Source organism: Pseudoalteromonas sp., from assembly GCF_036960685.1.
GTDB lineage: Bacteria > Pseudomonadota > Gammaproteobacteria > Enterobacterales > Alteromonadaceae > Pseudoalteromonas.
In genome coordinates, this window is the sequence record NZ_JBALXK010000009.1 from 1 (window position 1) to 23,582 (window position 23,582).

Genomic DNA, 23,582 nt, shown 5'->3' on the forward strand with positions numbered 1-23,582 from the left:
CATAATATTCTCGATAATCTTTAAACTCACCATCCCTAGATTGAGGGTGTATTGATTCATACAGTAAGTAAACATCTATATTTTTGATTGTGAGGTAAGAGTTTGACCCAACATATTTATGAACAAAGTCACTGAACAAATTAAAGTTATTAATATGGTTATTAATCAGTGAGCTTGATACTGATAACTGGTAAGACTTAGCAGCAATTAATATACCCACAACAGCAAAAGCTGATAGAGCAAAGGTTGTAACAGTATTTAATAGTGACAGTATGTTTGGAAAGTTACTAGCTATGACTCCTGCACACTCTTCAGTTATACATAGTCCAAAGGTTAAGTTGTCATTGTTGTAAAATGAATAGCTTATTGATATTAATGAAATTAAAAGCATTGCACAGAGAGTTCCTACAAGAATCTTAGTATAAAACCCTATTGAGTTTTTTGCATTTTGCATCATTATTTAAAATCCCTTGGGTCATACAGTGGTTTTATTTTATAAAGTTCATTTCTTAAAGCTTTTGCTTTATCAGGATAAGTTAGTTTAATTAGGTTAGTTCTATTCATTAGAAGAAAGTATCTTTTATAATAGCTATATGAAGTTATTTTTTTTGAATTTTTAGAATCTTCTTTTAGGTTTTTTAATCTTATTTTAGAATAATTTAAATCTTTAAGAGAGGGTAAGGGTCTGATAGCTTTTAATTTTTTAACTAACTTCTTATGTCGAGGGCTTTTTACCCTAGCTAATTTATTTACACGGCCCATGCATCTGTTGTAGTCTTTTCTATACCACATTTCAGTTCTAGTGTTAGGGGTCTTAACAAGTACTTCTAAGTGATGAACCGCAGCTTTAATGTTCATCATTTCTGATTTCGAGAAAGAAGGTTTAGAGTATGTGACTCTTACACCATGCACCTCCAGTGGTGTCATAGAAGTATACTGTATTTTAAATTTATCTTCGTTAACTGGTAGATCAATTTCAAGGAGCATATTTTCTATGTGTTTTTTTGGAACATCAAAATTATAATTTGCGATCTTAGAAGATACAGTAATGTCATCAATCAACCTTGTGTACTCTAAGTTTTTCCTCGATAGCCGCTCAACAACAAAGCCCTCTTTTTTCCAGAGAATAAGGGTAGCTATGTAACTGGATGTTCTGGCACCTTGAACTAAAGATTTATCGTAACAACATAAGTTTGTAAGTGCTTTAGCTACTGGTTCTGGAAACCTAAATAATTCTAAAAACATCTCATAAACAAAAACTTCGTGGATATTATCGAAGAAATTTGTAATATCAATTTTACAAATACTTTTTGCCTCGACATGCCTCCTTGCACACTCAATGTAATCAGTCTCTCTTCCTGCACTTTCTTTGGGAATTGAACCAAACAAGTAAGAGGGCCATTCTATTCCTTGTTTAAAAATCCTATGGTTAATTCTACCTTGAACTCTTCTAAAATCAGCTGACGGGTTTTTAATCTTTCTTATTGAGCCATCTTTTTTATATGCAGGCTGAGAAGGTTCTGAATACCTTTTATCATCAGGTGTACTAAGTAGAGTAATAAGTTCATTTAATGGGTAGGATAGTGTGGAAGCTAGCTGGTTTAAGTCTTTTATAGGTCCAGATTTATATTTAGGTAAAATCACAATTTACTTTCCGTGTATATGACTTGGGTGGATGCCGACTTAAGCTATAGCCCTTAGATATTTTAATATCAGGATGAATACAATATGCTTACACCAACAAACATTGAAGTTCGGCTTGTATTCATCAAGTCGGTTCATCCAAGCGACGAAGGAGTGTCCGTTTAAACAAAACGGCAATAGGCTCCGACGAAGGAGGTGCTATTGTCGGTCTCGTTTGTTTTAACGACCGTGGACCTTGCAGCTGAGACTCCAAAAGAGTCGCTTCATTAAAGAAGCTAACAATCAATATTTTTTAAAGTTGGTTGCAGCATGCGAGTGGAACACTCGCGCAAAATCAATATATTCTAAGTAATAAATAAAAGCAAGCGGGCAGATGTGTGACCACAAGTTGTCCATAATGAACAGACTCTAATAGACATCAAGAGATAGCATAAGAAATCAAGTTTTTGATTTTAAAATAAGCCTTTGTTTTTATTGGTTGCCTGTAATAATCGAGGCTTTCGGACGGGGCAAATCTCCCCGCTTCACCAATATCGGCTTTTTATTGCCTGTAATATTCCTAAAGGTTTACCCATATTCACTATTTTTAGTACCATAGTTAGTGTCACCCTACTCAACATCAAAAAATTGGCACCTTAAAAAAGTATCGTTTAGTAAAACGAGTAATACTGCTTTAATTTATTGCCAAGGTGCGGTTCAAAAAATTGTTATTTTTTAATTTCAATTTTAGAAAATGCACATGAAACATACCGAGTTAAATCTTTATATTTAGAATACTTGGCTGAACGAGCTGAAGTGTTTAGAGAAAAATTTTAGATAGAGAGTATTTATGAGCAGCATCAATTGGTTTACTGATAAACCATCAGAAATAGGCCTTCACTTTGTAGCTGTAAAGTATGGTGAAGGAGCTGGCACATTCGACTTCGTAGAATGGGATGGCAGAAAATGGTTAACAGAATACGAAGGGAACGTTATTGCATACACTACATTGGAGGGTTTAATAAGAGGCTGTGATATTGCGTGGCCTGAAGATACAAAAGAAGTAATCACTAAAAAAGACTCGAAATTAGATGCTGATAGTCTATGGGAAGAAATGTAAAACAAAAAGTTATTATGATTCAATGAGTAAGTTTTGCTTTGTGATTTGATTATAAGAAAGCTTTTTAGTATTACGAATACTACTGCAGTTAGATAAATTATTTAAAAACCCACCAATTTGAGCAATCAAATCGGTGGGTTTTTTATGCTTATCGCGAGGTGTTTTATTGTTTGAATAGCTGGTGGCATGTTGCTCTTTGTTGTAATAAGCGTTTCATTTTACTAGTGCTTTGGCTACTCGCTTGTTGTTTTTAATCATGCTAACGTCATTATTATTTTTTACTTGCCAAGTGGTCTTAGATGGAATTTTTAGCTGGCGATTTATTAACGCCGCTCAGCGTAGTTGGGCTTATTATTTTGTCGGCTGTTACGTCGATGATTTCTGCGGCTTTTGGTGCTGGTGGCGGGTTGATGTTGTTGGTGGTGATGGCGTCGTTATTACCTATGAGTATTGTTATTCCGGTGCATGGGTTAGTGCAGTTGGGTTCAAATGCCAACAGGTTTATGCTGACTTTTAAGCACCTTGATAAAAGTATGTTTGTATACTTTTCACTTGGTGGGATTATTGGTGCGTTTGCTGCGTCGGCTATTGTGACACGTATTCCACTTGAATTGATGAAAATTGTCGTGGCGGGGTTTGTACTTTATTTATTGTGGGGCGTGACGCCAAAGTTGCGTGAAACCTCAGCTTTATGGCGCAGTGCTGCTGGTGCTGTGACAACATTTTTATCGATGTTTGTTGGGGCGAGTGGCCCGTTAGTGGGCAGTTGTTTGTATGTTAATAATTACGAGAAGTTAAAATATACTGCTACTTTCTCCGCTTGTATGAGTGTGCAGCATACCTTTAAAGCTATTTTGTATGGCTTTGTAGGCTTTTCGTTTTGGCAGTGGTTGCCTTTGGTTGCGGCAATGATCATCAGTGGTGCGCTTGGCACTTGGCTTGGTTTGCAGTTATTACAGCGTATTTCTGCTGATAAATTTAAACGTATTTTTCGGGCTATTTTAACCTTACTTGCGCTGCAATTGGCATGGCAGGGGTTGCAAGCCTTTTAGTCGGAAGTGCAGTTAAAGCGCCATAAGCCTAGGTATTATAGCGCTTTATAAATTCTAACTAGTTAGAATTTATACTCTATTTCAATAACACTCATCACGCCATTGACGATGGTTTTCCATTCACCGGTAAACTCTGCACCATATGAAGCGGCAATTGTTTTGCCTATTTTTTGGGCTTCGTCATTGCTCCAAAGAGGGCCGGCTAATACAGTAGTTTTGAATGAGTTACTGCCTGAGTTTGTTACTTCAAGCTCAACTTCAACAACACTCATTTGACTCTCTACTACGGTATTCCATTGGCCTGTCCATTTGCCTTGATGTGCTGCGGCAACGGCTGGGGCTTTTTCTTCAGCATCTTTTTGATCCCAAATAGGACCCGCTGGGATATTCACTTTAAATGTAGCCATAAATTTCTCCTTAAATTGTTTATTTGAATAGGTTGTGAGTTGCAGCTAAATGCTTGACTCGTTAAGGAGTATATGGGAGGTGACAGGCTTTTCTATTACACATCATTACAGGGCAGTTGCAGCAATACTATAAGTTACACAGACTTTGGTAAAAATAAATATGCCCCTACCGCAGTATTTGGTGTGTGCTCTGCGTGCATGAATCTAACGGCGCGGTCGCATATGGCGCCGTCACCAAAACATGGCCATGGAGGGGAGTAATACTAGGCCTTGGAAATAGCAGTGAGGTTTTAATATGTCTCTGATAGCGCAGCTTAAAGCACCGTTGTTATTACTGTGAGAATAACAACGGTGCTTTAGTGCTAAGCGCAATAGAATCTTCTATGTATACGTATTTAGTTTAATGGAAAAACGACTCTAATTTGTTATCGCCATCGAATAGCTCAACGATGACTGAGTCGTTAGGTGATTTTGTGGCTACAAAGTTTAAGGCCTCTGCCACGTTTTCTCGGCTGATCATTGCATCTGCGCGACTGTTGGGGCGCTTAAAGCTAAAGCCTTTACTGGCAGGCTCATCCAATAACGTGCCTGGGCGTAAGATGGTGTATTTAAGTCCGCTGCTTAGCAAATACTGATCAGCCATATGTTTGGCAACTAAATAGGGTTTAATACTGCTTTCAATGCTGTCTGGTGTATCGGCGCCAATCGAGCTGATCATAATGAAGTGTTGAATATTATGTTGCTTAGCATAATTTATCGCTTTCACGGCGGCCCATAGATCAATGAGTATGGTCTTCTCTGCTCCTGTGCCACCGCCTGAACCCGCAGTAAAAATGACTTGATCGCAGTCTTTAAAGGCATGGCTAAAATCATTTTCTAGATCTTGCTCTATCACGCTTATATGCGGGTTGTGAATATCGGCTAGTTTGTCTTTATTTCTAACGAGAGCCACTACTTGATGACCAGCTTGCAGCATTTTTTGGGTGGTCATTTTACCAATTTGGCCTGTTGCGCCAATGATTAAGGTTTTCATGTTTAACTCCTTTTGCTGAGTTTAAAGCAACCACTAGGCTGTAAGTCATACGGGCAAATAAACGTTTAAGCAGTATGCACTTATAGATTGCTTAGGAATACATAAGAGCTTGGGGTGTAAACAGTTTATTTAAAGGGCAAGGGCTAATTACTTTTCTGCTTTGGCTTGATAGCTATATAACTCACTGCGCTGTAATGCCGTGTAATGTTTTTTTTGTTAAATGCGTGTAAAGCTTAAGTTCAGTTTGTTACTCAACGTTTTTATAACTTTATTTGCTATTTTGTTGTTTACAGCCTCTTTATTAGACATTTAGAAAGGACATGGTGATGAGTCACTTTTCTATTCCTGATGGATTAAATATTCGCCCATCCAAGCCTAGCGATGCTGCATTTATTCGGCGTTTACATTCAGAGGTGCGTCAGGACTTGCAGCAGATCAATGCGGATCAAGACTTTATCGAGTCGATTGTTGATATGCAGTTTAAAGCACAAACCGAGGGATATGGCGAAAAGTTCCCTAATGCAATGTACTTTATTATTGAAAAACACCACCAACCAATTGGCAAGGTAACCATAGATTTTGGTGTTAATGAGGTGCGTATTATTGATATCGGTTTCATTACTCAAGCGCGAGGTCATGGTTTTGGCGCGGCAATTATTCAGTCATTTCAGCATGCAGCCGCTGATTCATGCACCCCATTAACGCTTACTGTTGAGCAAAGTAACTTTGTCGCTAAAGCGCTTTATTTGCGCCTTGGTTTTGTTAGTGAGTCGGTTTCAGCTCCTTACGAATTTATGATTTGGTATCCAGCAGCGATGAAAAAATTAGTGGTTAACTACTGATTTATTCTAGCGGTTTTGCAAATTAAAAAGCGTAAACCCGTAATGCAATTGCAAGTAGTAAAAAGGAAAGAAAATGGAAAAATTTAATTACGACAATTTGCTTGGCATCGTTGGTTCTACGGCGAAAGTCAGTGCTGAACAGGGTGAAACGGAACTGACTATTGATGCCGTTGAACGCACGAGTTTACATGGCAATCAGTGGGATGCTTTTTGTGTCGTTATGAAAGGCTCTGAGGACTGTCCGTTGATGCAAGGCACTTACACACTCAAGCATGATGCATTTGATAGTGTTGAGTTATTGATTTCACCAAATAGTTCAACCGAATATGAAATTCATGTATCGAGAAAAATAGCAAATTAGGAGAATGTGATGGCGGATCCATTTATATCTGAAATAAGGCCTTTCGCTTTTGATTTTGCACCTAAAGGTTGGGCTTGGTGTGATGGGCAATTGTTAGCAATCAGTCAAAATCAAGCTCTGTTTTCATTGCTTGATACTCAGTATGGCGGTGATGGGCGAACTAATTTTAAATTGCCAGATTTACGTAGCCGAGTGCCTGTTGGTATAGGTAATGGCTATGATGCTGGCATGACGGCGGGAGTGGAACAAGTAACGCTTACAACGGCAGAAATACCCGCTCACAGTCATTTATTAACAGCCACTACGGACGATGGTGTGAATCCACCAATTTTCACCAACAGAGTGTTTTCTAGAGCTATTGATGCACCAGGTAGAGGGGATCCTAACATTTATGCTGCAGCAACAGCTCTAACCGCATTTGCTGACAATATGGTGTTAAATACTGGAGGTAATCTGCCTCATACGAACGTTCAACCAACAGCAGCAATTAATTTTTGTATTGCATTGGTTGGTGTGTTTCCAAGTCGAAATTAATGGAGGTTGATTATGGCAGATCCTTTTCTTGGTGAAGTAAAAATGTTCGGAGCAAATTTTGCACCTCGTAACTGGGCTTTTTGTAATGGGCAGTTAGTTGCTATTGCGCAACAAGACGCGCTGTTTTCTTTACTGGGTACGACTTATGGGGGCGATGGTCGTACTAGTTTCGCATACCCTGATATGCGAGGTCGATTACCTGTTAAATATGGCCAAGGAAATGGTTTGTCCCATTATCGATTAGGGCAAAAAAATGGTCTTGAAAATGTCACTTTAACGTTGATGAATTTACCAAATCATAGTCATCAGTTGCTATCAAGTACAGAGCCTGGAACAACACAAAACCCAGAGAATAATGTGTTTGCCCCCAGTCCGAGCGACGAAAATATATACTACTCTGGTAATCCTACTCAGCCGCCTCAGATGCTCGCAGAGCAGACTGTCCAGATTTCAGGACATAGTGCAGCACACTCTAATATGATGCCCTATACCTGCATTAATTTTATTATCAGCCTTGCTGGTATTTACCCGTCAAGAAGTTAGGAGTTGAGCACATGGCAGAACCATTTATTGCAGAAATTCGTATCTGGGGGAGTACTTTTAACCCTCGCGGCTGGGCAGGTTGTGACGGCCAAACAATTGCTATTAATCAAAATACAGCGCTGTTTTCATTGATCGGTATCCTTTATGGGGGTGATGGTACCTCTTCGTTTAATTTACCTGATCTGCAAGGTAGGTCTCCTATGCACTTTGGTCATGGACCAGGGCTATCTACGAGAATGGTGGGTGAATCAGCTGGTACGGAGCAGGTAACGCTGAATCAAGCTCAGTTACCACAGCATAGACATACATTATTTGGCTATTCCGAGCAGGGTAATAGTAGTAGTCCGGCTAATAATCATTTAGCTGTTGATGTGGGGGCAGGCACTGGGGTAATACGTTATACCGCGGAACAAAATCAAGTGACCAACACGACGATGGCCAGTAATAGTCTTGGTAATGCCGGAGGGAGTCAAGGCCACGAAAATAGACAGCCTTTACTTGCGATGCGTTTTTGTATTGCACTAACAGGTCTTTATCCCTCGCGTGGGTAATGATTACAGCAATATTTATTCAATGGACATGAGCGAAACTGTTATGTGTGATTTAAATAGAATTTAAACATGGCTTGTACCTATATTGGTCTATAGTGAAAGGGGGGCCGTCTTTTTACTCGGAGGATACTGTGATAATTGCGAAGGTGTTTTTGCTGCTTGCTGTGCTTTTTTTGCACAGTAAAGTGTTGAGCCAGCAGCCCCAGCCTGTTTTAACGTTTGCCAATAATGGTGAGCGAGTGGCTCTGTTTGGGCAATTACAAGACACAGTATTGAGTGATATAAACGGGCAATTATTTTCGCTAAATCAACGGCTAATTGTTAAAAGCAAATTATCAGCAGAGCAAATCAAAACTTTACATAAAGATATTACAAATTTGCAAATATTGGCAAAGCTGCGCGAGGCTAATATTTATTGGTTAACCTTAAAGCCTAATACCCTGCCCGCAGTATTAACGACCTTGCAAGCAATAACTGAAATTATTGCAGTACAGCCAGATGTTGCACCGCAAGGAAAAAGCGCTGCCAGTCATCCTCTTAGTCAAACGATACCTCAACTGTTAGCACCGGTAGCTATAACCAGACAATGTAAGACTCCTAAAGCTGTGCGAGTGGCGATTATTGATGATGGTTTTGATTTTTCACACCAGGAGTTTAGTGATCTTAATGTTTTATTTTCCTACGACGTAGAAACAATGGCTTTAGTTGCAACGCCGCAAAGTAGCCGTGACTACCATGGCAATTTAGTGGCGGGGCTTATTGTGGCGAAACAAGATGGTAGCGTAGTTGATGGTGGGGCACCTGATAGTGAATTGATTGCTATTCGTCAGGTTACTACGTGGACCTCGTCGCTAATAATTGCATTTAACGTGGCCAAAATGATGAAAGCGCAGGTGATTAACTGTAGTTGGGTTATGCCCTTTATGTCGGACTTGGCAATGAATGTGATTGATGAATTAGCCGCTATGCAGCACCGACCTTATATTGTTGTTGCAGCAGGAAATGAAGCGCGCCCAGCGTGTGAAGCTAATCACCTAGCACAATTAGATTCGGTGATTGTTGTAGGGGCGAAAACGGCACAAGGCACAGTGGCAAATTTCTCAAACTTTGGTCCGTGCGTTGATGTATTCGCTCCGTTTGGCGTACTCACTACAGATCGTGATGGCTATCGTTTATTTGGTGGTACGTCCTCGTCCGCAGCATTAGTGTCGGCATCACTTGCACAGGCTTTAGCGTGTGATGTGCAGCCGACATTACAGCAGCTTAATATGTATTGGAATAACTCTTTTGTAACAGCTAGTTAGCATAACTTAATTTGAGTTAGCTGTTGTTGGTTGAGTATTTATTTATAGGTATAGCATGGAAACACATGATAGGGAATCGAGTGGCAGTCAACAACCGTTTGATTTTAAAAGTAACTATACAAGCAACTTACCCGCTATTTTATCTCTGTTAGGGGTTACGTTAGCAGTGACGAGTTACCAAGCACAGCGGCTTATTTTGTTGCGTACAGTTAAAGGTAAATTAGATACCAATCTAATTGCATTCCCAAGGCCGATGGGAATTTATGCTGATAAAAATCGCATAACGATAGGTACATTAAATCAGGTTATTAATTTTCAACGTAGTGATATTTCTCTAAAAAGTGTGAAATCGGGATATTTAGATAACTTAGAAACATTGCCTGCGAAGCTGCAAAATCCAGAAATGACCGAGCAATTGCAGCAACGGGCTGCACAACTCAATGCGATTAAACAGGCTGATTCGCTATTTACACAACGTGCTGCTTTAACTACTGGAATGATTAATATCCACGATATTGCATGGGGAAATGAAGGGTTATGGGTGGTGAATTCGGCCTTTTCATGTATTTCTAAATTGAACTCAGACTATAGTTTTGTTGCTTGCTGGCAACCACCGTTTATTTCAGAGCTGGTGGCAGAGGATCGTTGTCATCTTAATGGTATGGCTTTATTGGCGGGCGAGCCGCGTTATGTCACAACGTTTAACCAAGCTAATCAAAAAGATGCTTGGCGAACATCCAATCAATTAGATGGCACCTTGATTGATATAAAAACGAATAAAATATTAAAAACAGGGTTGATCATGCCGCACTCGCCAAGGTGTTACCAAGGCTTGGTTTACTACTGTGAGTCAGGACGAGGCGAAGTGCAATCATACAACCCGAGTAATGGTGAAACAAAAGTGCTGTGTGTTTTACCCGGTTTTACCCGTGGAATGATTTTTTTTGGTGATTTATTAATTGTTGCAACAAGTAAAATTCGTGCGAGTAAACATCGCAATAAAATACCGCTTGATGAGCAGTTAGGCGCTGAAAATAGTCGTTGTGGCGTATGGTTAATTGATGTGAAAAATGGCGAAATTATCGCCAGCGTGGAATTTAACGGCGATGTACAGCAGCTTTACGATATTGCTGTACTCCCAAATACTCTAGTACCAGAAATTATTCAAAGCTCAGATAGCTTAGCAAGCCACTTGTTTGAGTTTTATCAGGAGTCAATGACATGAATGTTGTGCCAGTAAAAAGAACCATATTAAGTGCAGTACTGCCAGTGTTACTAAGTGGTGGTGCGTTTGCTTCTGTGGCTTCATCACGCCGTAGTATACGCATGAATAATATGGAAAGTAAATTTCAACCTTATGAAATTAAAAAGCAAAGTAATAAGGTTAATCCATTTGATGCATTTGCCGCTGGCAATAAAAAAGCAACACAAAATGTGCAAGCGGGTACTGCAGATAATAACGATGCCCAACAAACTATGGCGTTTTTGCGCGAGCAAGGTTTGTTAAATACCTCAGTTACAGAAACAAGTATAGTGTCAGGTGATAGTGACATCAGTGCCAGCGATACAATGATAAGAAAAGTATTTGCATTTGATGATTATTGCTTATTAACAACTGGCTATTGCCTTACTTACGTAACCGGAACCTTTAGCTGTAATATCCAAGGTGGTACTTTCGGGTTTTGTGGTGGCCCAGCACCTGCGCCTGAAATTGATGTACTTGAAAATGGTAGCACGACACTCAGTGAGAATTTTGGCAATGTCGAGGCTAATGGTAGCTCTGCTATAACAAAAACGTTTTTAGTTAAAAATACGGGTAATGCCAACCTAACTCTCTCTAATATAGCCATAACAGCAGGAGCGAGCCATTTCTCTGTTCAAAATAATGGTTGTGGTCCTTTTCCTGCAACCTTAGTATCGGGTGCTTCTTGCAGTGTGGTCGTTGCTTTTGCAACTACGTCGCTTGCTTCAGTGAGCGGTAATTTACGTATTACCAGTAATGACAGCGATGAATCTTCGTATAACATCGCTTTACAAGGTACTGGTGTAGATACAACAGCTCCAGCCATAAGCAATGTAAGTATTGCAAATAGTAGCGCTAAAGTGGGTGATACAGTTACCGCAACAATTACTGTCAGTAACGATAGTGATAATTATACAACAGGCAGTGGTGGAATTTCAGGCACTATTGCCGGTTATTCGGTGACCAATTTAAGCAAAACCAATAACTCGACCTATACCGCTCAGTTCACCATTACAGATGGTGGACAAGATATTGCTGCCGGCTCAAATGTGCCTGTTAGTATTACCTTGAGTGATTCTTCGGGTAATACCAGTAGTACTTATAACACTGCTATTACACAGGCAAATGATGCTATTTACGCTAATTTACCCAATGTGAGTGTATCGACTGCAGATGGTAACTTAGGCGAAGACGGTGACACTGAGGTAATTACGGTGTCTCTCAGTAATAGTTTGAACAATCAATGGCCTGTTGCGATTACTACGGCGCTTGCATTTAACGACACTAATAATAGTGGTAGCGATCTAGATTATATAGTTGATAGTGCGACAGTAACGATAAATGCCGGAAGTACAAGTGGTAGTGTAACTGCGACAGGTAAGCCCGACACATTTTATGATGCTGCTGTAAACGAAAACTTCGCGGTGAGTCTTAGCTCTGCGAGCGCTGGAACTATTACGGGCTCTGCGGTGACTGTGACAATCATTGATGCGGAGTCTGCCCCTGTGGTGTCTCTTGGCTTGACTGATACTAACCTTACTGAAAATAGCGGTTCTAGTACGCTTTCGGCAACATTGAGTGTGCCGACATATGAAAATGTAACTGTTAATTTGGGTTATTCAGGAACAGCAACTTCAGGTAGTGACTATAATACGCCTGTTAGTAGTATGACTATATTTGCAGGAGATATTAATACAACTACAGCCATAGCGAGTATTGATGATGCTACCGAGGAAGGAACAGAAACGATTGTCATTGATCTAAGCTCTGTTTCAGGCGGCAGCGCTAGTGAAAGTGGTATACAGCAACAAACACTGACTATTTTAGATGACGATGATAACACCGCGCCTGTGATTGCTTTAGTCACGGCAGTGACTACACCGACTAACAATAGTACTCCGAATTTTATATTTTCTAGTAATGAAGCTGGCACAATTAGTGTTGCAGGAAGTTGTGGTTTATCTAGCTCAACAACTGCGTCAGTAGGAAATAATACGGTTACGCTAACTCAGACAGATAATAACAGTGTACTCGCCGATGGCACTTACAATAACTGTAGTGTGACGGTTACCGATGCGGCGAATAATACCAGTAGTGTATTAAGTATCCCAGCATTTACGATTGATACCACAGCACCCGTATATACATCAGTGATACAAACTGGCGATGGCAGCTATAAATCCGGTGAGATTATCACCTTTAATTTAAATTTAGGGGAGGCGGGGTTAATTGTCACTGCAGATCTAACTGTGCTAGATAGCGACTTTAGTAGTTCTTCATCATTAACCGATAATAGTGATGGTACCTATAGCATTACCACAGCAGCACTTAATAGTAATGGTAATATGCAAGAAGGTAGCGCAATTGCGGTTACTTTTATCGCTACAGATCCAGCAAACAATAGCTTGAACAACAGTAGCCTGACTTTGTTATTAGATAAAAGTGCCCCAGCTAGTTTAACAATCAACACCCCCATTGAAGGCGACGATATTGTTAATGCGAATGAAGACGACACTGTACTGATAACGGGAGCAGGCGCTGAAGCGAATGCCGCGGTTAATATAAGTATAGACGCAGTGAATGCCGCAACGACCGCAGATGGCAGTGGCAACTGGACACTCAGCGGGAATGAATTAGATATCAGTGCATTAAATAATGGCACATTAACGGTATCGGCAACGCAAACTGATAGCGCAGGCAATACCTCTGTCGCCACTACTACCACGATCACCTTAGACAACACTGCGCCAACAGCAGTGACAATTAATACCCCGATTGCTGGTGATGACGTGGTAAACGCAGCAGAAGACGATGCTCTGGTGATCAACGGTGCGGGCGCCGAAGCGGGTGCTACGGTTAATGTTAATATTGGCGGCGTGAATACCTCGGTCACAGCTGATGCTAGCGGTAACTGGACCCTCAGTGGCAGTGAATTAGATATCAGTGCGCTAGTTAATGGCGCATTAACGGTATCGGCAACGCAAACCGATAGTGCGGGCAATGTTTCACCCGCTGCAACCACAATCATCACATTGGACAACATTGCGCCAACGGCGTTGACTATTAATACCCCGATTGAAGTTGATGATATTGTTAATGCTAGTGAAGATGACAGTGTATTAGTCACGGGGGCTGGTGCTGAAGCCAATGCCAGCGTTAATGTAAATATAGGTGCGCAGAGTCAGTCTGTTACCGCGGATGCTAGTGGTAACTGGACCCTCAGCGGCAATGAATTAGATATTAGTGCGCTAAGTAATGGCGCATTAACGGTATCGGCAACGCAAACGGATAACGCAGGTAATACCTCTGTAGCAGCTACCACTACAATCACCTTAGATAATAGCGCACCAACAGCAGTTACGATCAATACCCCCATAGAAGTTGATGACATTGTTAATGCTAGTGAAGATGACAGTGTATTAGTGACAGGTGCTGGTGCTGAAGCAAATACCAGCGTGAATGTAAATATAGGTGGGCAGAGTCAGTCTGTCACCGCCGATGCCAGTGGCAACTGGACACTCAGCGGGAGTGAATTAGATATCAGTGCTCTAAGTAATGGCACATTAACAGTATCGGCAACGCAAACTGATAGCGCTGGTAATATGTCACCGGCAGCAACCACAACCATTACATTGGATAATACTGCGCCAACAGGCCATGCGGTAAGTGTGGATCAGAGTGTAATAAATGTCAGTAATGAATCCGCGATGAGTGTTACGTTAACGAACCTTGAAGGGAGTGGCTCGCTGACATATCAAGTGAGTGATGGTAGTAACTCGGTCAGCGGTATAGCAACTATTAGTGCTGTGGCACAGCAAATTACGGGTATCGATGTTACAACACTGGCAGAGGGAGTGTTAACGATCTCTGCAATAATTACAGACGCTGCAGGTAATGCCAGCGCAGCAGTAACTGCCACAGTAACTAAAAAATACAATGTCGCACCGGTGTTAAGTGGCTCACCCAGCACAACAACAGCAGAAGACGCGGCGTATAGTTTTATACCCACACTAACCGACAGCGATACAGGGGATACTCATACCTTTAGTATTATCAATAAACCTAGCTGGGCTGATTTTAATACCAATACAGGTGAGTTATCGGGCACGCCAGATAACAGTAATGTGGGCAGCTACGCCAATATCACCATTGGTGTTAGCGATGGTACGGCAAGTGCCAGCTTAGCGCCGTTTACCTTAATGGTCACCAACACCAATGATGCGCCGGTTGGGCAGAACTTCAGCTTTAACCTTGATGAAGCAGCCACCTTAACCGTGGCACTTGCTAATGGCTTATTGAGCAATGCAACGGATGATGACACGGGTGATACACTGACAGCGGTCGGGGTGAGTCAACCACAATTTGGCAGCTTAACACTCAACAGTGATGGCAGTTTTAGCTATCAACATGACGGCAGTGAAAATCATGCCGACAGCTTTACTTTCCAAGTACGCGATAGCGACGGAGCTTTATCAGCAGTGCAGACAGTGACCCTGACGATTACAGCGGTGGCCGATGCACCGATTGCCGTGGATGACACCGCTACCACGGCGGAAGACACCGCGATTAACTTTAGTTTGGTGGATAATGACATTGATGCCGAAGGGGACTTAGTGGCCGCCTCAGCAGCGATTGTTTTACCTGCGAGTAAAGGCATGGTGAGTATCACCAATGGCATTGCCACGTATACTCCAAACGCCAATGAAACCGGGGTTGATACCTTTACCTACACCGTTAAAGATGCGGCGTTGAACACTTCGGCCGCGGCAACCGCCACCGTGACTATTACTCCAGTGAACGATATGCCTGTGGTACAGGCTGTGAATATCAATGTGGATGAAGACACGCCCTCAGTGGCAACAGCACTGCGCAGTTTAGCAACGGATGTAGAAGACACTACGCCAACAGGGGATATCACCATTGTTAGCAGCCCAACGTCAGGGCAAGTGGTGTTAGATCAAGTTGCAGGCACCTTTGTGTACACGCCAGATGCCAACGTGACAGGACAAGATAGTTTCAGTTATACGATTACCGACAGCGAAGGCGGGGTCTCATTGCCCGCCACGGTGACTGTGAATATTGGTGCTGTGAATGACCGCCCAGTGGTGGCTGATGACAGTATTAGCACCGATGAAGACACTGTAACAACGGTGGCTATTTTAGCCAACGACTCAGACGTAGAAGACAGTGGCTTTAATGCTGCCAACGTCAGCTTAGAGAATAAAGGCACAGGCGCCGGCATGTACGACTTTGCTGAGGTGAGTGTTAATCTTGATGGCAGCTTAGCGATAACGCCGAGCCAAGATGTCAACGGGGTGTTTAGCTTTACATACACCTTGACGGACAGTGATGGCTTAAGCTCCACTCCAGCCACAGTGACGTTAACAATTAATGCAGTGAATGACGCGCCAGTGGCCGTTGATAACACCGCGCAACTGCAAGAAGAAGGCTCGTTTGAAGTTAATATACTGGGTAATGACAGTGATATTGACAGCGGTGATAGCTTAGATATCAGTAGTGTTACTGTGGTCAGTGCGCCCAGCAATGGACAAACGCAAGTAACCGTAACAGGCGCAATTATTTACACAGCCAACGCCAATTACTTCGGTAGCGACAGCTTTAGTTACACAGTCAAAGACAGCAACGGCGCAGTATCCAATGTTGCTACTGTCACTATGACGGTAGAACCAGTCAACGATGCGCCGGTGGCACAAGCGCAAACGCTTAGCCTGGATGAAGATGCAAGTTTATTGATTACCTTACTTGCAACAGATATTGAAAATGACAGTTTAACGTATCGTATCGATAATGATGTAACACAAGGAACGCTGAGCCAGCAAAGCAGTGATAGCTGGTTGTACACACCAACCCCTGATTTCAATGGCAGTGATAGTTTTACGTTTATTGCTAATGATGGCGCGTTAGATTCTGCACCAGTGAACGTAAACTTGACCGTAAATGCAGTCAATGATGCACCGGTCGCCACCGCCGATAGTGTGTCTGTTAATGAAGATAGTGCAATAACTATCAGCCTTGCTGCGAGTGATATAGAAGGTGATACTTTAACCTATCAAATTAGTACACAGCCACAAAATGGCGCTGTTACACTTACAGGCTCACAAGCTGTGTATCAAGGGGATAGCCACTTTTTTGGTACAGACTCATTTAGCTTTATTGCTAACGACGGCACGGTGGATTCAGCACCGGCAGACATTAGCGTGAATGTGACTAGTGTGAACGACGTGCCAGTGATCAGCGGCACGCCTACCTTGTCGATCAGTGAGAAAATCGCGTATAGCTTTACTCCAACTGCGGCCGATACGGAAGGCGATAGCCTCACCTTTAGCATTACCAATAAACCAAGTTGGTTGAGCTTCAATGGCACTACCGGGCTATTAAGTGGCACCGCAAGTAATAGTGATGTTGGCGTGTACAGCAATATTATTATCAGTGTCAGCGATGGCATGGATACCGTGAGTTTACCGGCCTTTAACGTAACGGTTGTCAACGTCAATGACGCGCCAATGATTAGCGGTACTCCGGCACTCAATGTGGATCAAGATGCATTATATAGCTTTACCCCAACAGCAAATGATATTGATGGTGATAGCTTAAGCTTTAGCATAGCCAATAAACCAAGCTGGGCTGGTTTTGATAATAACACCGGGCAGTTATCTGGTACGCCGAGTAATGACGATGTAGGTATGACCAGCAATGTTGTAATTTCAGTATCCGATGGTGCAATTATCACCGCATTGAGTGGCTTTAATATTACAGTGAACAATGTGAATGATGCCCCTACGATCAGCGGTACAGCTAATACCACGGTAAGCGAAGACAGTCTGTATCAATTTATACCCTCAGTAAATGATATTGATGGTGACAGTTTGAGCTTCAGCATCAGTAATAAACCTAGCTGGGCTGATTTTAATACCAATACAGGTGAGTTATCGGGCACGCCAGATAACAGTAATGTGGGCAGCTACGCCAATATCACCATTGGTGTTAGCGATGGTACGGCAAGTGCCAGCTTAGCGCCGTTTACCTTAATGGTCACCAACACCAATGATGCGCCGGTTGGGCAGAACTTCAGCTTTAACCTTGATGAAGCAGCCACCTTAACCGTGGCACTTGCTAATGGTTTATTGAGCAATGCAACGGATGATGACACGGGTGATACACTGACAGCGGTCGGGGTGAGTCAACCACAATTTGGCAGCTTAACACTCAACAGTGATGGCAGTTTTAGCTATCAACATGACGGCAGTGAAAATCATGCCGACAGCTTTACTTTCCAAGTACGCGATAGCGACGGAGCTTTATCAGCAGTGCAGACAGTGACCCTGACGATTACAGCGGTGGCCGATGCACCGATTGCCGTGGATGACACCGCTACCACGGCGGAAGACACCGCGATTAACTTTAGTTTGGTGGATAATGACATTGATGCCGAAGGGGACTTAGTGGCCGCCTCAGCAGCGATTGTTTTACCTGCGAGTAAAGGCATGGTGAGTATCACCAATGGCATTGCCACGTATACTCCAAACGCCAATGAAACCGGGGTTGATACCTTTACCTACACCGTTAAAGATGCGGCGTTGAACACTTCGGCCGCGGCAACCGCCACCGTGACTATTACTCCAGTGAACGATATGCCTGTGGTACAGGCTGTGAATATCAATGTGGATGAAGACACGCCCTCAGTGGCAACAGCACTGCGCAGTTTAGCAACGGATGTAGAAGACACTACGCCAACAGGGGATATCACCATTGTTAGCAGCCCAACGTCAGGGCAAGTGGTGTTAGATCAAGTTGCAGGCACCTTTGTGTACACGCCAGATGCCAACGTGACAGGACAAGATAGTTTCAGTTATACGATTACCGACAGCGAAGGCGGGGTCTCATTGCCCGCCACGGTGACTGTGAATATTGGTGCTGTGAATGACCGCCCAGTGGTGGCTGATGACAGTATTAGCACCGATGAAGACACTGTAACAACGGTGGCTATTTTAGCCAACGACTCAGACGTAGAAGACAGTGGCTTTAATGCTGCCAACGTCAGCTTAGAGAATAAAGGCACAGGCGCCGGCATGTACGACTTTGCTGAGGTGAGTGTTAATCTTGATGGCAGCTTAGCGATAACGCCGAGCCAAGATGTCAACGGGGTGTTTAGCTTTACATACACCTTGACGGACAGTGATGGCTTAAGCTCCACTCCAGCCACAGTGACGTTAACAATTAATGCAGTGAATGACGCGCCAGTGGCCGTTGATAACACCGCGCAACTGCAAGAAGAAGGCTCGTTTGAAGTTAATATACTGGGTAACGACAGTGATATTGACAGCGGTGATAGCTTAGATATCAGTAGTGTTACTGTGGTCAGTGCGCCCAGCAATGGACAAACGCAAGTAACCGTAACAGGCGCAATTATTTACACAGCCAACGCCAATTACTTCGGTAGCGACAGCTTTAGTTACACAGTCAAAGACAGCAACGGCGCAGTATCCAATGTTGCTACTGTCACTATGACGGTAGAACCAGTCAACGATGCGCCGCTTGGTATAGCACAGAGTCTAGTGTTAGCAGAAGATGATACTCTACTGATCACCTTGATTGGCTCAGATATTGAAAACGATGTATTGAGCTATCGCATTGAAGAGGGCGCATTACATGGTGCGCTGGTACAACAAAGTAATGATAGTTGGTTATATACGCCAAACACTAATTACAACGGCAGCGATAGCTTTAGTTTTGTTGTTAATGATGGACAGTTAGATTCTGCAACTACAGCTGTTTCGTTAGTTATTACTGCAGTAAATGATGCACCAACGCTCAGTGCACAAAGTGCCAATGTTGACGAAGATACAGCGGTGGTCATTAATTTGCTCGGTAATGATATAGAAGGAGACACCTTAACGTATTCAATTGTTGAACAGCCAGCTCACGGCACGGCGACTATCTCTGGTGAACAACTGACTTATCAAAGTAATGCAAATTACTTTGGAGAAGATGAGTTTAGCTATATTGCCAATGATGGACAGCTTGATTCAGCGCCGAGCACAGTATCAGTCACTATCAACAGTGTTAATGACATACCGACTATAACAGGTGTGCCTAGTGGCGCAGTCAATGAAAATTCGCAGTATAGCTTTATGCCAACGGCCACTGATAACGATGGCGACAATCTTAGTTTTAGTATTGAAAATCAACCGCAGTGGTTAGCATTTGATACAACAACTGGGCAGCTTTTAGGTGTGCCTAGTAATGCAGATGTTGGTAGTTACACTGATATTACCTTATCAGTGAGTGATGGAGTTGCAACGCAAAGTTTAACGCCATTCACACTCACCGTGGTAAATGTTAATGATGCACCGATGATCAGTGGTACACCAACGCTTACAGTTGCTCAAGATGTGAGCTACAGCTTTATGCCAACGGTGTCAGATATTGATAATTCAAACCTCATGTTTACCATTGTTAATAAACCAAATTGGGCCACGTTTAATAGCGCAACGGGTTTACTAACCGGGGTGCCAAGTCGCACTGATGTTGGTATCCACAGTAATATTTTGATCACCGTAACAGACGGAGATCTCAGTAATACACTTAGCCCATTTAGTATTGATGTTACTTATGTCAATGCCCCCCCTGTTGCTAATGATATGCAGCTTACTATTGATGAAGACACGAATATCAGTATTAGCGCAGATGTTAGTGATAGCGACAATGATAATTTAGTGATTGAAGTGGTAACGCAACCACAATTTGGTAGTTTAATGCTACAGGGCCAAGTGTTTAGCTATCAGCCGCAAGCTGATTATCATGGCAATGATAGTTTTAGTTATTTAGTTACGGATGGTGAAGCAAGGTCAGCTATCGCCACCGCAGCAATTACTATTCGCTCAATCAATGATACCCCTGTTGCGGAGCCTGATAGCTTTAGCCTGCCTTATCAGCAAAGTGGTCGGTATATGCTTGATGTGTTAGCAAATGATAGTGATGTTGATGGTCATGCTATTACGATTGTTGGCGCTAAGGCATCGGTCGGAACGCTAAGTATTGTTGAGCAACAGTTACAGTATGAGCTGTCGGCCAGCATTCAAGGTAGTGTAACAATTGAGTATATAATCACAGATCCTGAGCAAGCACTAAGTACTGGCACTGCAATTGTAACAATCACTGATGGGGCCGAAAATGCACCTAGTATTACAGCCCCTGCAGATATTTTAGTTAATGCAACCGGCTTATTTACCCGAGTTGATCTAGGCACTGCGATGGCCATTGATAGCCAAGGTAATCCACTTGCGGTATCTGTGCTCGATAATAAGGTCATCTTCGCACCTGGTATCCATCAAGTATATTGGCAAGCGGTTGATAGTAATGGTCGAGTAGCGATTGCGAGTCAGCAGGTTAGGGTTAACCCGCAAGTGTCTTTAGCTAAAAATAGAATTGTGGCGGAGCAACAAAACTATACAACCCATGTTTACTTAAATGGGCCGGCATTGGATTATCCAATGGTGGTGCCTTATACCATTTCTGGCAGTGCTGATGCAGACGACCATGACTTAGTTAGCGGTGAAGTTGTCATTGAATCGGGTGTGATGGCAGACATTAATTTCACCGTGTTTGCTGATAACGTCGTTGAGGCAGATGAAACCCTTATAATTACATTAGATGAAAGCCTTAATTTAGGAGGTCAATCTTCTAATACCATCACCATATCTGAGGCGAATATAGCGCCTAATGTTAGTGTCATGATCAGTCAAGGTAGTGAGCAAAGGCCCTTTGTACTCGCTAATGATGACTTGGTTACAATTACAGCTATGGTATCCGATAACAATCCTGACGATAGCACATCAATCAGCTGGCTTGCTGATGAAGAGCGAATTATCAAACAAGCAAGTTCTGAGCATGAGTTTACTTTCTCAGCCAAAGATCTCGATATTGGCGTCTACACAGTGCAAGTGACAGCAACCGACGATGCTTCGCAAAGTCTGGCAACTACAGTTACGGCCTACTTTGAAGTTGTGGCTGGATTGCCTGAGTTGACTAGCACAGATACAGACAATGACTTATTGCCTGATAATTTTGAAGGCTATCAAGATTTTGATAATAATGGCTTAGTTGATCATTTAGACGCAATTAGCGCATGTAATGTGATGCCTGAGCAAATAGCTGAAACATCGCAATTCCTTGTGGAAGGTGAAACTGGAGCATGTTTAAGAAAAACCTTTACCCAGACCGAAAATATTACTGCAGCAATGCAAATATTTGCCGATCAGCTTCCTGAAGATCTCGCAATGATAAATACAGGTGGGTATTTCAGTTTTGTTGTATCTGAGCTTGAACGTATAGGAGATAGCTATCGAATCGTATTCCCACAACGGATGCCAATCCCTGCAATGGCTGTATATCGTAAGTTTATTAATGGTGAATGGATAAACTTTAATACTGACAATGGCGATCAGGTCTATTCTGCCCATGGCGAACGTGGTTACTGCCCTGCACCGGGAAGTACACAGTGGCAAGTTGGCTTAAAAGAAGGAGACTGGTGTGTGCAATTACTAATCACCGATGGTGGCGATAATGATGCAGACGGAATTCAAAATGGGCAAATTCTTGATCCTGGCGGTGTTGCAGTATTAATGGGCGAAAATACACAGCCAATCACTCAGCCTGACTCAATCACCATCGCGGTTGGTGAGCAAATGATGTTTGATGTACTTAGTAATGACACTGATGCGGATGGTGATACACTCATATTAACGGGTGCCATAGCGGACTTTGGCCAGATAAGTATTGTTGATAACCAAATACGTTACCGCGCACCTGCTGACTTTATTGGTACAGATACGCTCACTTACAGTATCTCCGATGGCCAAGGCGGCACCGCATTTGATAATGCGAAGGTGAGCATTATTGTCAACAGTGCACCCACAACGGCAGCTGATACAGCGGCAACCAATGATCGCACACAAATAGTTATTGATGTTTTAAGTAACGATAGTGATATAGATGGCGACCTATTAACTGTTACAAATGCAACGGCTGTACAAGGTTCGGTGACTATCAACGCCGATAGTACATTGAGCTATCAGCCAAAAGCAGGTTTTGAAGGTATTGACCTCGTTGAATATACAGTTTCAGATAGTAAAGGGGCAACCGCTAAAGGTGAGGTGAAAGTGACTGTTAAAGCTTATCAAGCCACTATAATTGAAAATAGCTCTTCTGGGAGTTTAGGTGGGGGGATTGTGTTGCTTATAATTGGCGCCGTGCTCCTTCGTCGTCAGCCAAAACTTGCGCCTTGGGCATTACTTGCAACGGTTAGTATCATTAACCCGCCTGTATATGCAAGTAACTGGTCTGTTGATGGCACACTTGGGAAAGCCGCCGTTGCGGGCGCTATCAGCTATAAGGAGCAAGATGAATTAGTGCGCAGTGAGTATGACGATAGTGATGTTAGCTGGTCTATTGGCGCATATTATACTTTGCCAACGAATTGGCAGTTTGGAGTGCGTTATATCAATTTAGGTGAGGCTCAGAATACGTTTATTGGCGACACGCTCGATCCCGTAAAAGCACAAGCAGACTTGGCAACTACCGCACCTATCTTGTCACAAGGACCAGCAGTACAACTGGGATATGTGCTGCCGCTATTTACTCAGTTGAAAAGCAAAGTATATGTGGGCGCATTTAGGTACCATTATACAATCAACAGTCAACTAAATTCGCAGCCAATATCTGAGCACTATGAGAGCAATACTCGGCCATATTTTGGCGCGCAATTAGCTTACTCACTCATCGAAAGTACAGCCATTACACTAAATTACACTCATTACCAATTGAGTGAGAATGACGTAAACGAATGGACTCTTGGTTTACAGTATCAATTTTAGTGATCTTTAAAGTTAACTATCGGCAATAACAATGTCGATAGTTAACGTGCCAGTGTTATTAAGTGCTCGAACT

14 protein-coding genes are annotated in these 23,582 nt (G+C 42.6%); 10 read left to right on the forward strand and 4 right to left on the reverse strand.

The window, feature by feature from the left end; all coding sequences use genetic code 11:
• Both V7783_RS09310 and V7783_RS09315 read right to left on the reverse strand, forming a co-directional pair.
• Window positions 1–457: retron Ec48 family effector membrane protein (locus V7783_RS09310; protein ID WP_335678500.1), on the reverse strand; the 457-nt coding region annotated here is incomplete at its 3' end.
• Window positions 457–1,644 carry a reverse transcriptase family protein gene (locus tag V7783_RS09315; RefSeq protein WP_335678501.1) on the reverse strand — a complete coding sequence of 396 codons (1,188 nt, stop codon included), beginning with the start codon at window positions 1,642–1,644 and terminating at the stop codon, window positions 457–459. The genes V7783_RS09310 and V7783_RS09315, both read right to left, overlap by 1 nt.
• A gap of 829 nt (window positions 1,645–2,473) precedes the next feature.
• Here V7783_RS09315 and V7783_RS09320 point away from each other — a divergent pair.
• The gene (locus V7783_RS09320) at window positions 2,474–2,743 is read left to right on the forward strand and encodes a hypothetical protein (protein ID WP_335678502.1); all 270 of its coding nucleotides are present in this window, start codon (window positions 2,474–2,476) and stop codon (window positions 2,741–2,743) included.
• A 299-nt stretch (window positions 2,744–3,042) separates the two neighbouring features.
• Complete coding sequence (locus V7783_RS09325; RefSeq protein WP_064665874.1) at window positions 3,043–3,795, forward strand: sulfite exporter TauE/SafE family protein; 753 nt, start codon at window positions 3,043–3,045, stop codon at window positions 3,793–3,795.
• A 62-nt stretch (window positions 3,796–3,857) separates the two neighbouring features.
• On the opposite strand, the gene V7783_RS09330 is transcribed toward V7783_RS09325, so the two are convergent.
• Together V7783_RS09330 and V7783_RS09335 are read right to left on the reverse strand one after the other, a co-directional pair.
• Window positions 3,858–4,202, reverse strand: coding sequence for a mannan-binding lectin (locus tag V7783_RS09330; RefSeq protein ID WP_335678503.1), 345 nt, complete (start codon window positions 4,200–4,202; stop codon window positions 3,858–3,860).
• A gap of 400 nt (window positions 4,203–4,602) precedes the next feature.
• Window positions 4,603–5,235, reverse strand: coding sequence for an NAD(P)-binding oxidoreductase (locus V7783_RS09335; protein WP_335678504.1), 633 nt, complete (start codon window positions 5,233–5,235; stop codon window positions 4,603–4,605).
• 326 nt (window positions 5,236–5,561) lie between these two features.
• Between V7783_RS09335 and V7783_RS09340 the strand changes: the two genes are divergently transcribed.
• The 8 genes from V7783_RS09340 (at window position 5,562) to V7783_RS09375 (ending at window position 23,509) form a co-directional block, all read left to right on the forward strand.
• Entirely contained in the window at window positions 5,562–6,077 is a 516-nt protein-coding gene (locus V7783_RS09340) for a GNAT family N-acetyltransferase (protein WP_064665877.1), read from the forward strand.
• 73 nt (window positions 6,078–6,150) lie between these two features.
• Window positions 6,151–6,438, forward strand: coding sequence for a DUF6916 family protein (locus V7783_RS09345; protein ID WP_064665878.1), 288 nt, complete (start codon window positions 6,151–6,153; stop codon window positions 6,436–6,438).
• A gap of 9 nt (window positions 6,439–6,447) precedes the next feature.
• Window positions 6,448–6,972, forward strand: coding sequence for a phage tail protein (locus tag V7783_RS09350; protein ID WP_064665879.1), 525 nt, complete (start codon window positions 6,448–6,450; stop codon window positions 6,970–6,972).
• A gap of 12 nt (window positions 6,973–6,984) precedes the next feature.
• A complete protein-coding gene (locus V7783_RS09355) occupies window positions 6,985–7,515 on the forward strand; it encodes a phage tail protein (protein ID WP_335678505.1) in 531 nt (176 codons plus the stop codon).
• A gap of 11 nt (window positions 7,516–7,526) precedes the next feature.
• Window positions 7,527–8,066, forward strand: coding sequence for a phage tail protein (locus V7783_RS09360; protein ID WP_335678506.1), 540 nt, complete (start codon window positions 7,527–7,529; stop codon window positions 8,064–8,066).
• A gap of 131 nt (window positions 8,067–8,197) precedes the next feature.
• On the forward strand, window positions 8,198–9,370 hold the full coding sequence (locus tag V7783_RS09365; RefSeq protein ID WP_335678507.1) for a S8 family peptidase: 1,173 nt from the start codon (window positions 8,198–8,200) through the stop codon (window positions 9,368–9,370).
• A 55-nt stretch (window positions 9,371–9,425) separates the two neighbouring features.
• Window positions 9,426–10,595, forward strand: a complete 1,170-nt coding sequence (locus V7783_RS09370; protein WP_084448074.1) for a TIGR03032 family protein — start codon at window positions 9,426–9,428, stop codon at window positions 10,593–10,595.
• Complete coding sequence (locus tag V7783_RS09375; RefSeq protein WP_335678508.1) at window positions 10,592–23,509, forward strand: tandem-95 repeat protein; 12,918 nt, start codon at window positions 10,592–10,594, stop codon at window positions 23,507–23,509. The genes V7783_RS09370 and V7783_RS09375 overlap by 4 nt, the downstream gene beginning before the upstream one ends.
• Window positions 23,510–23,582: the final 73 nt, after the last annotated feature.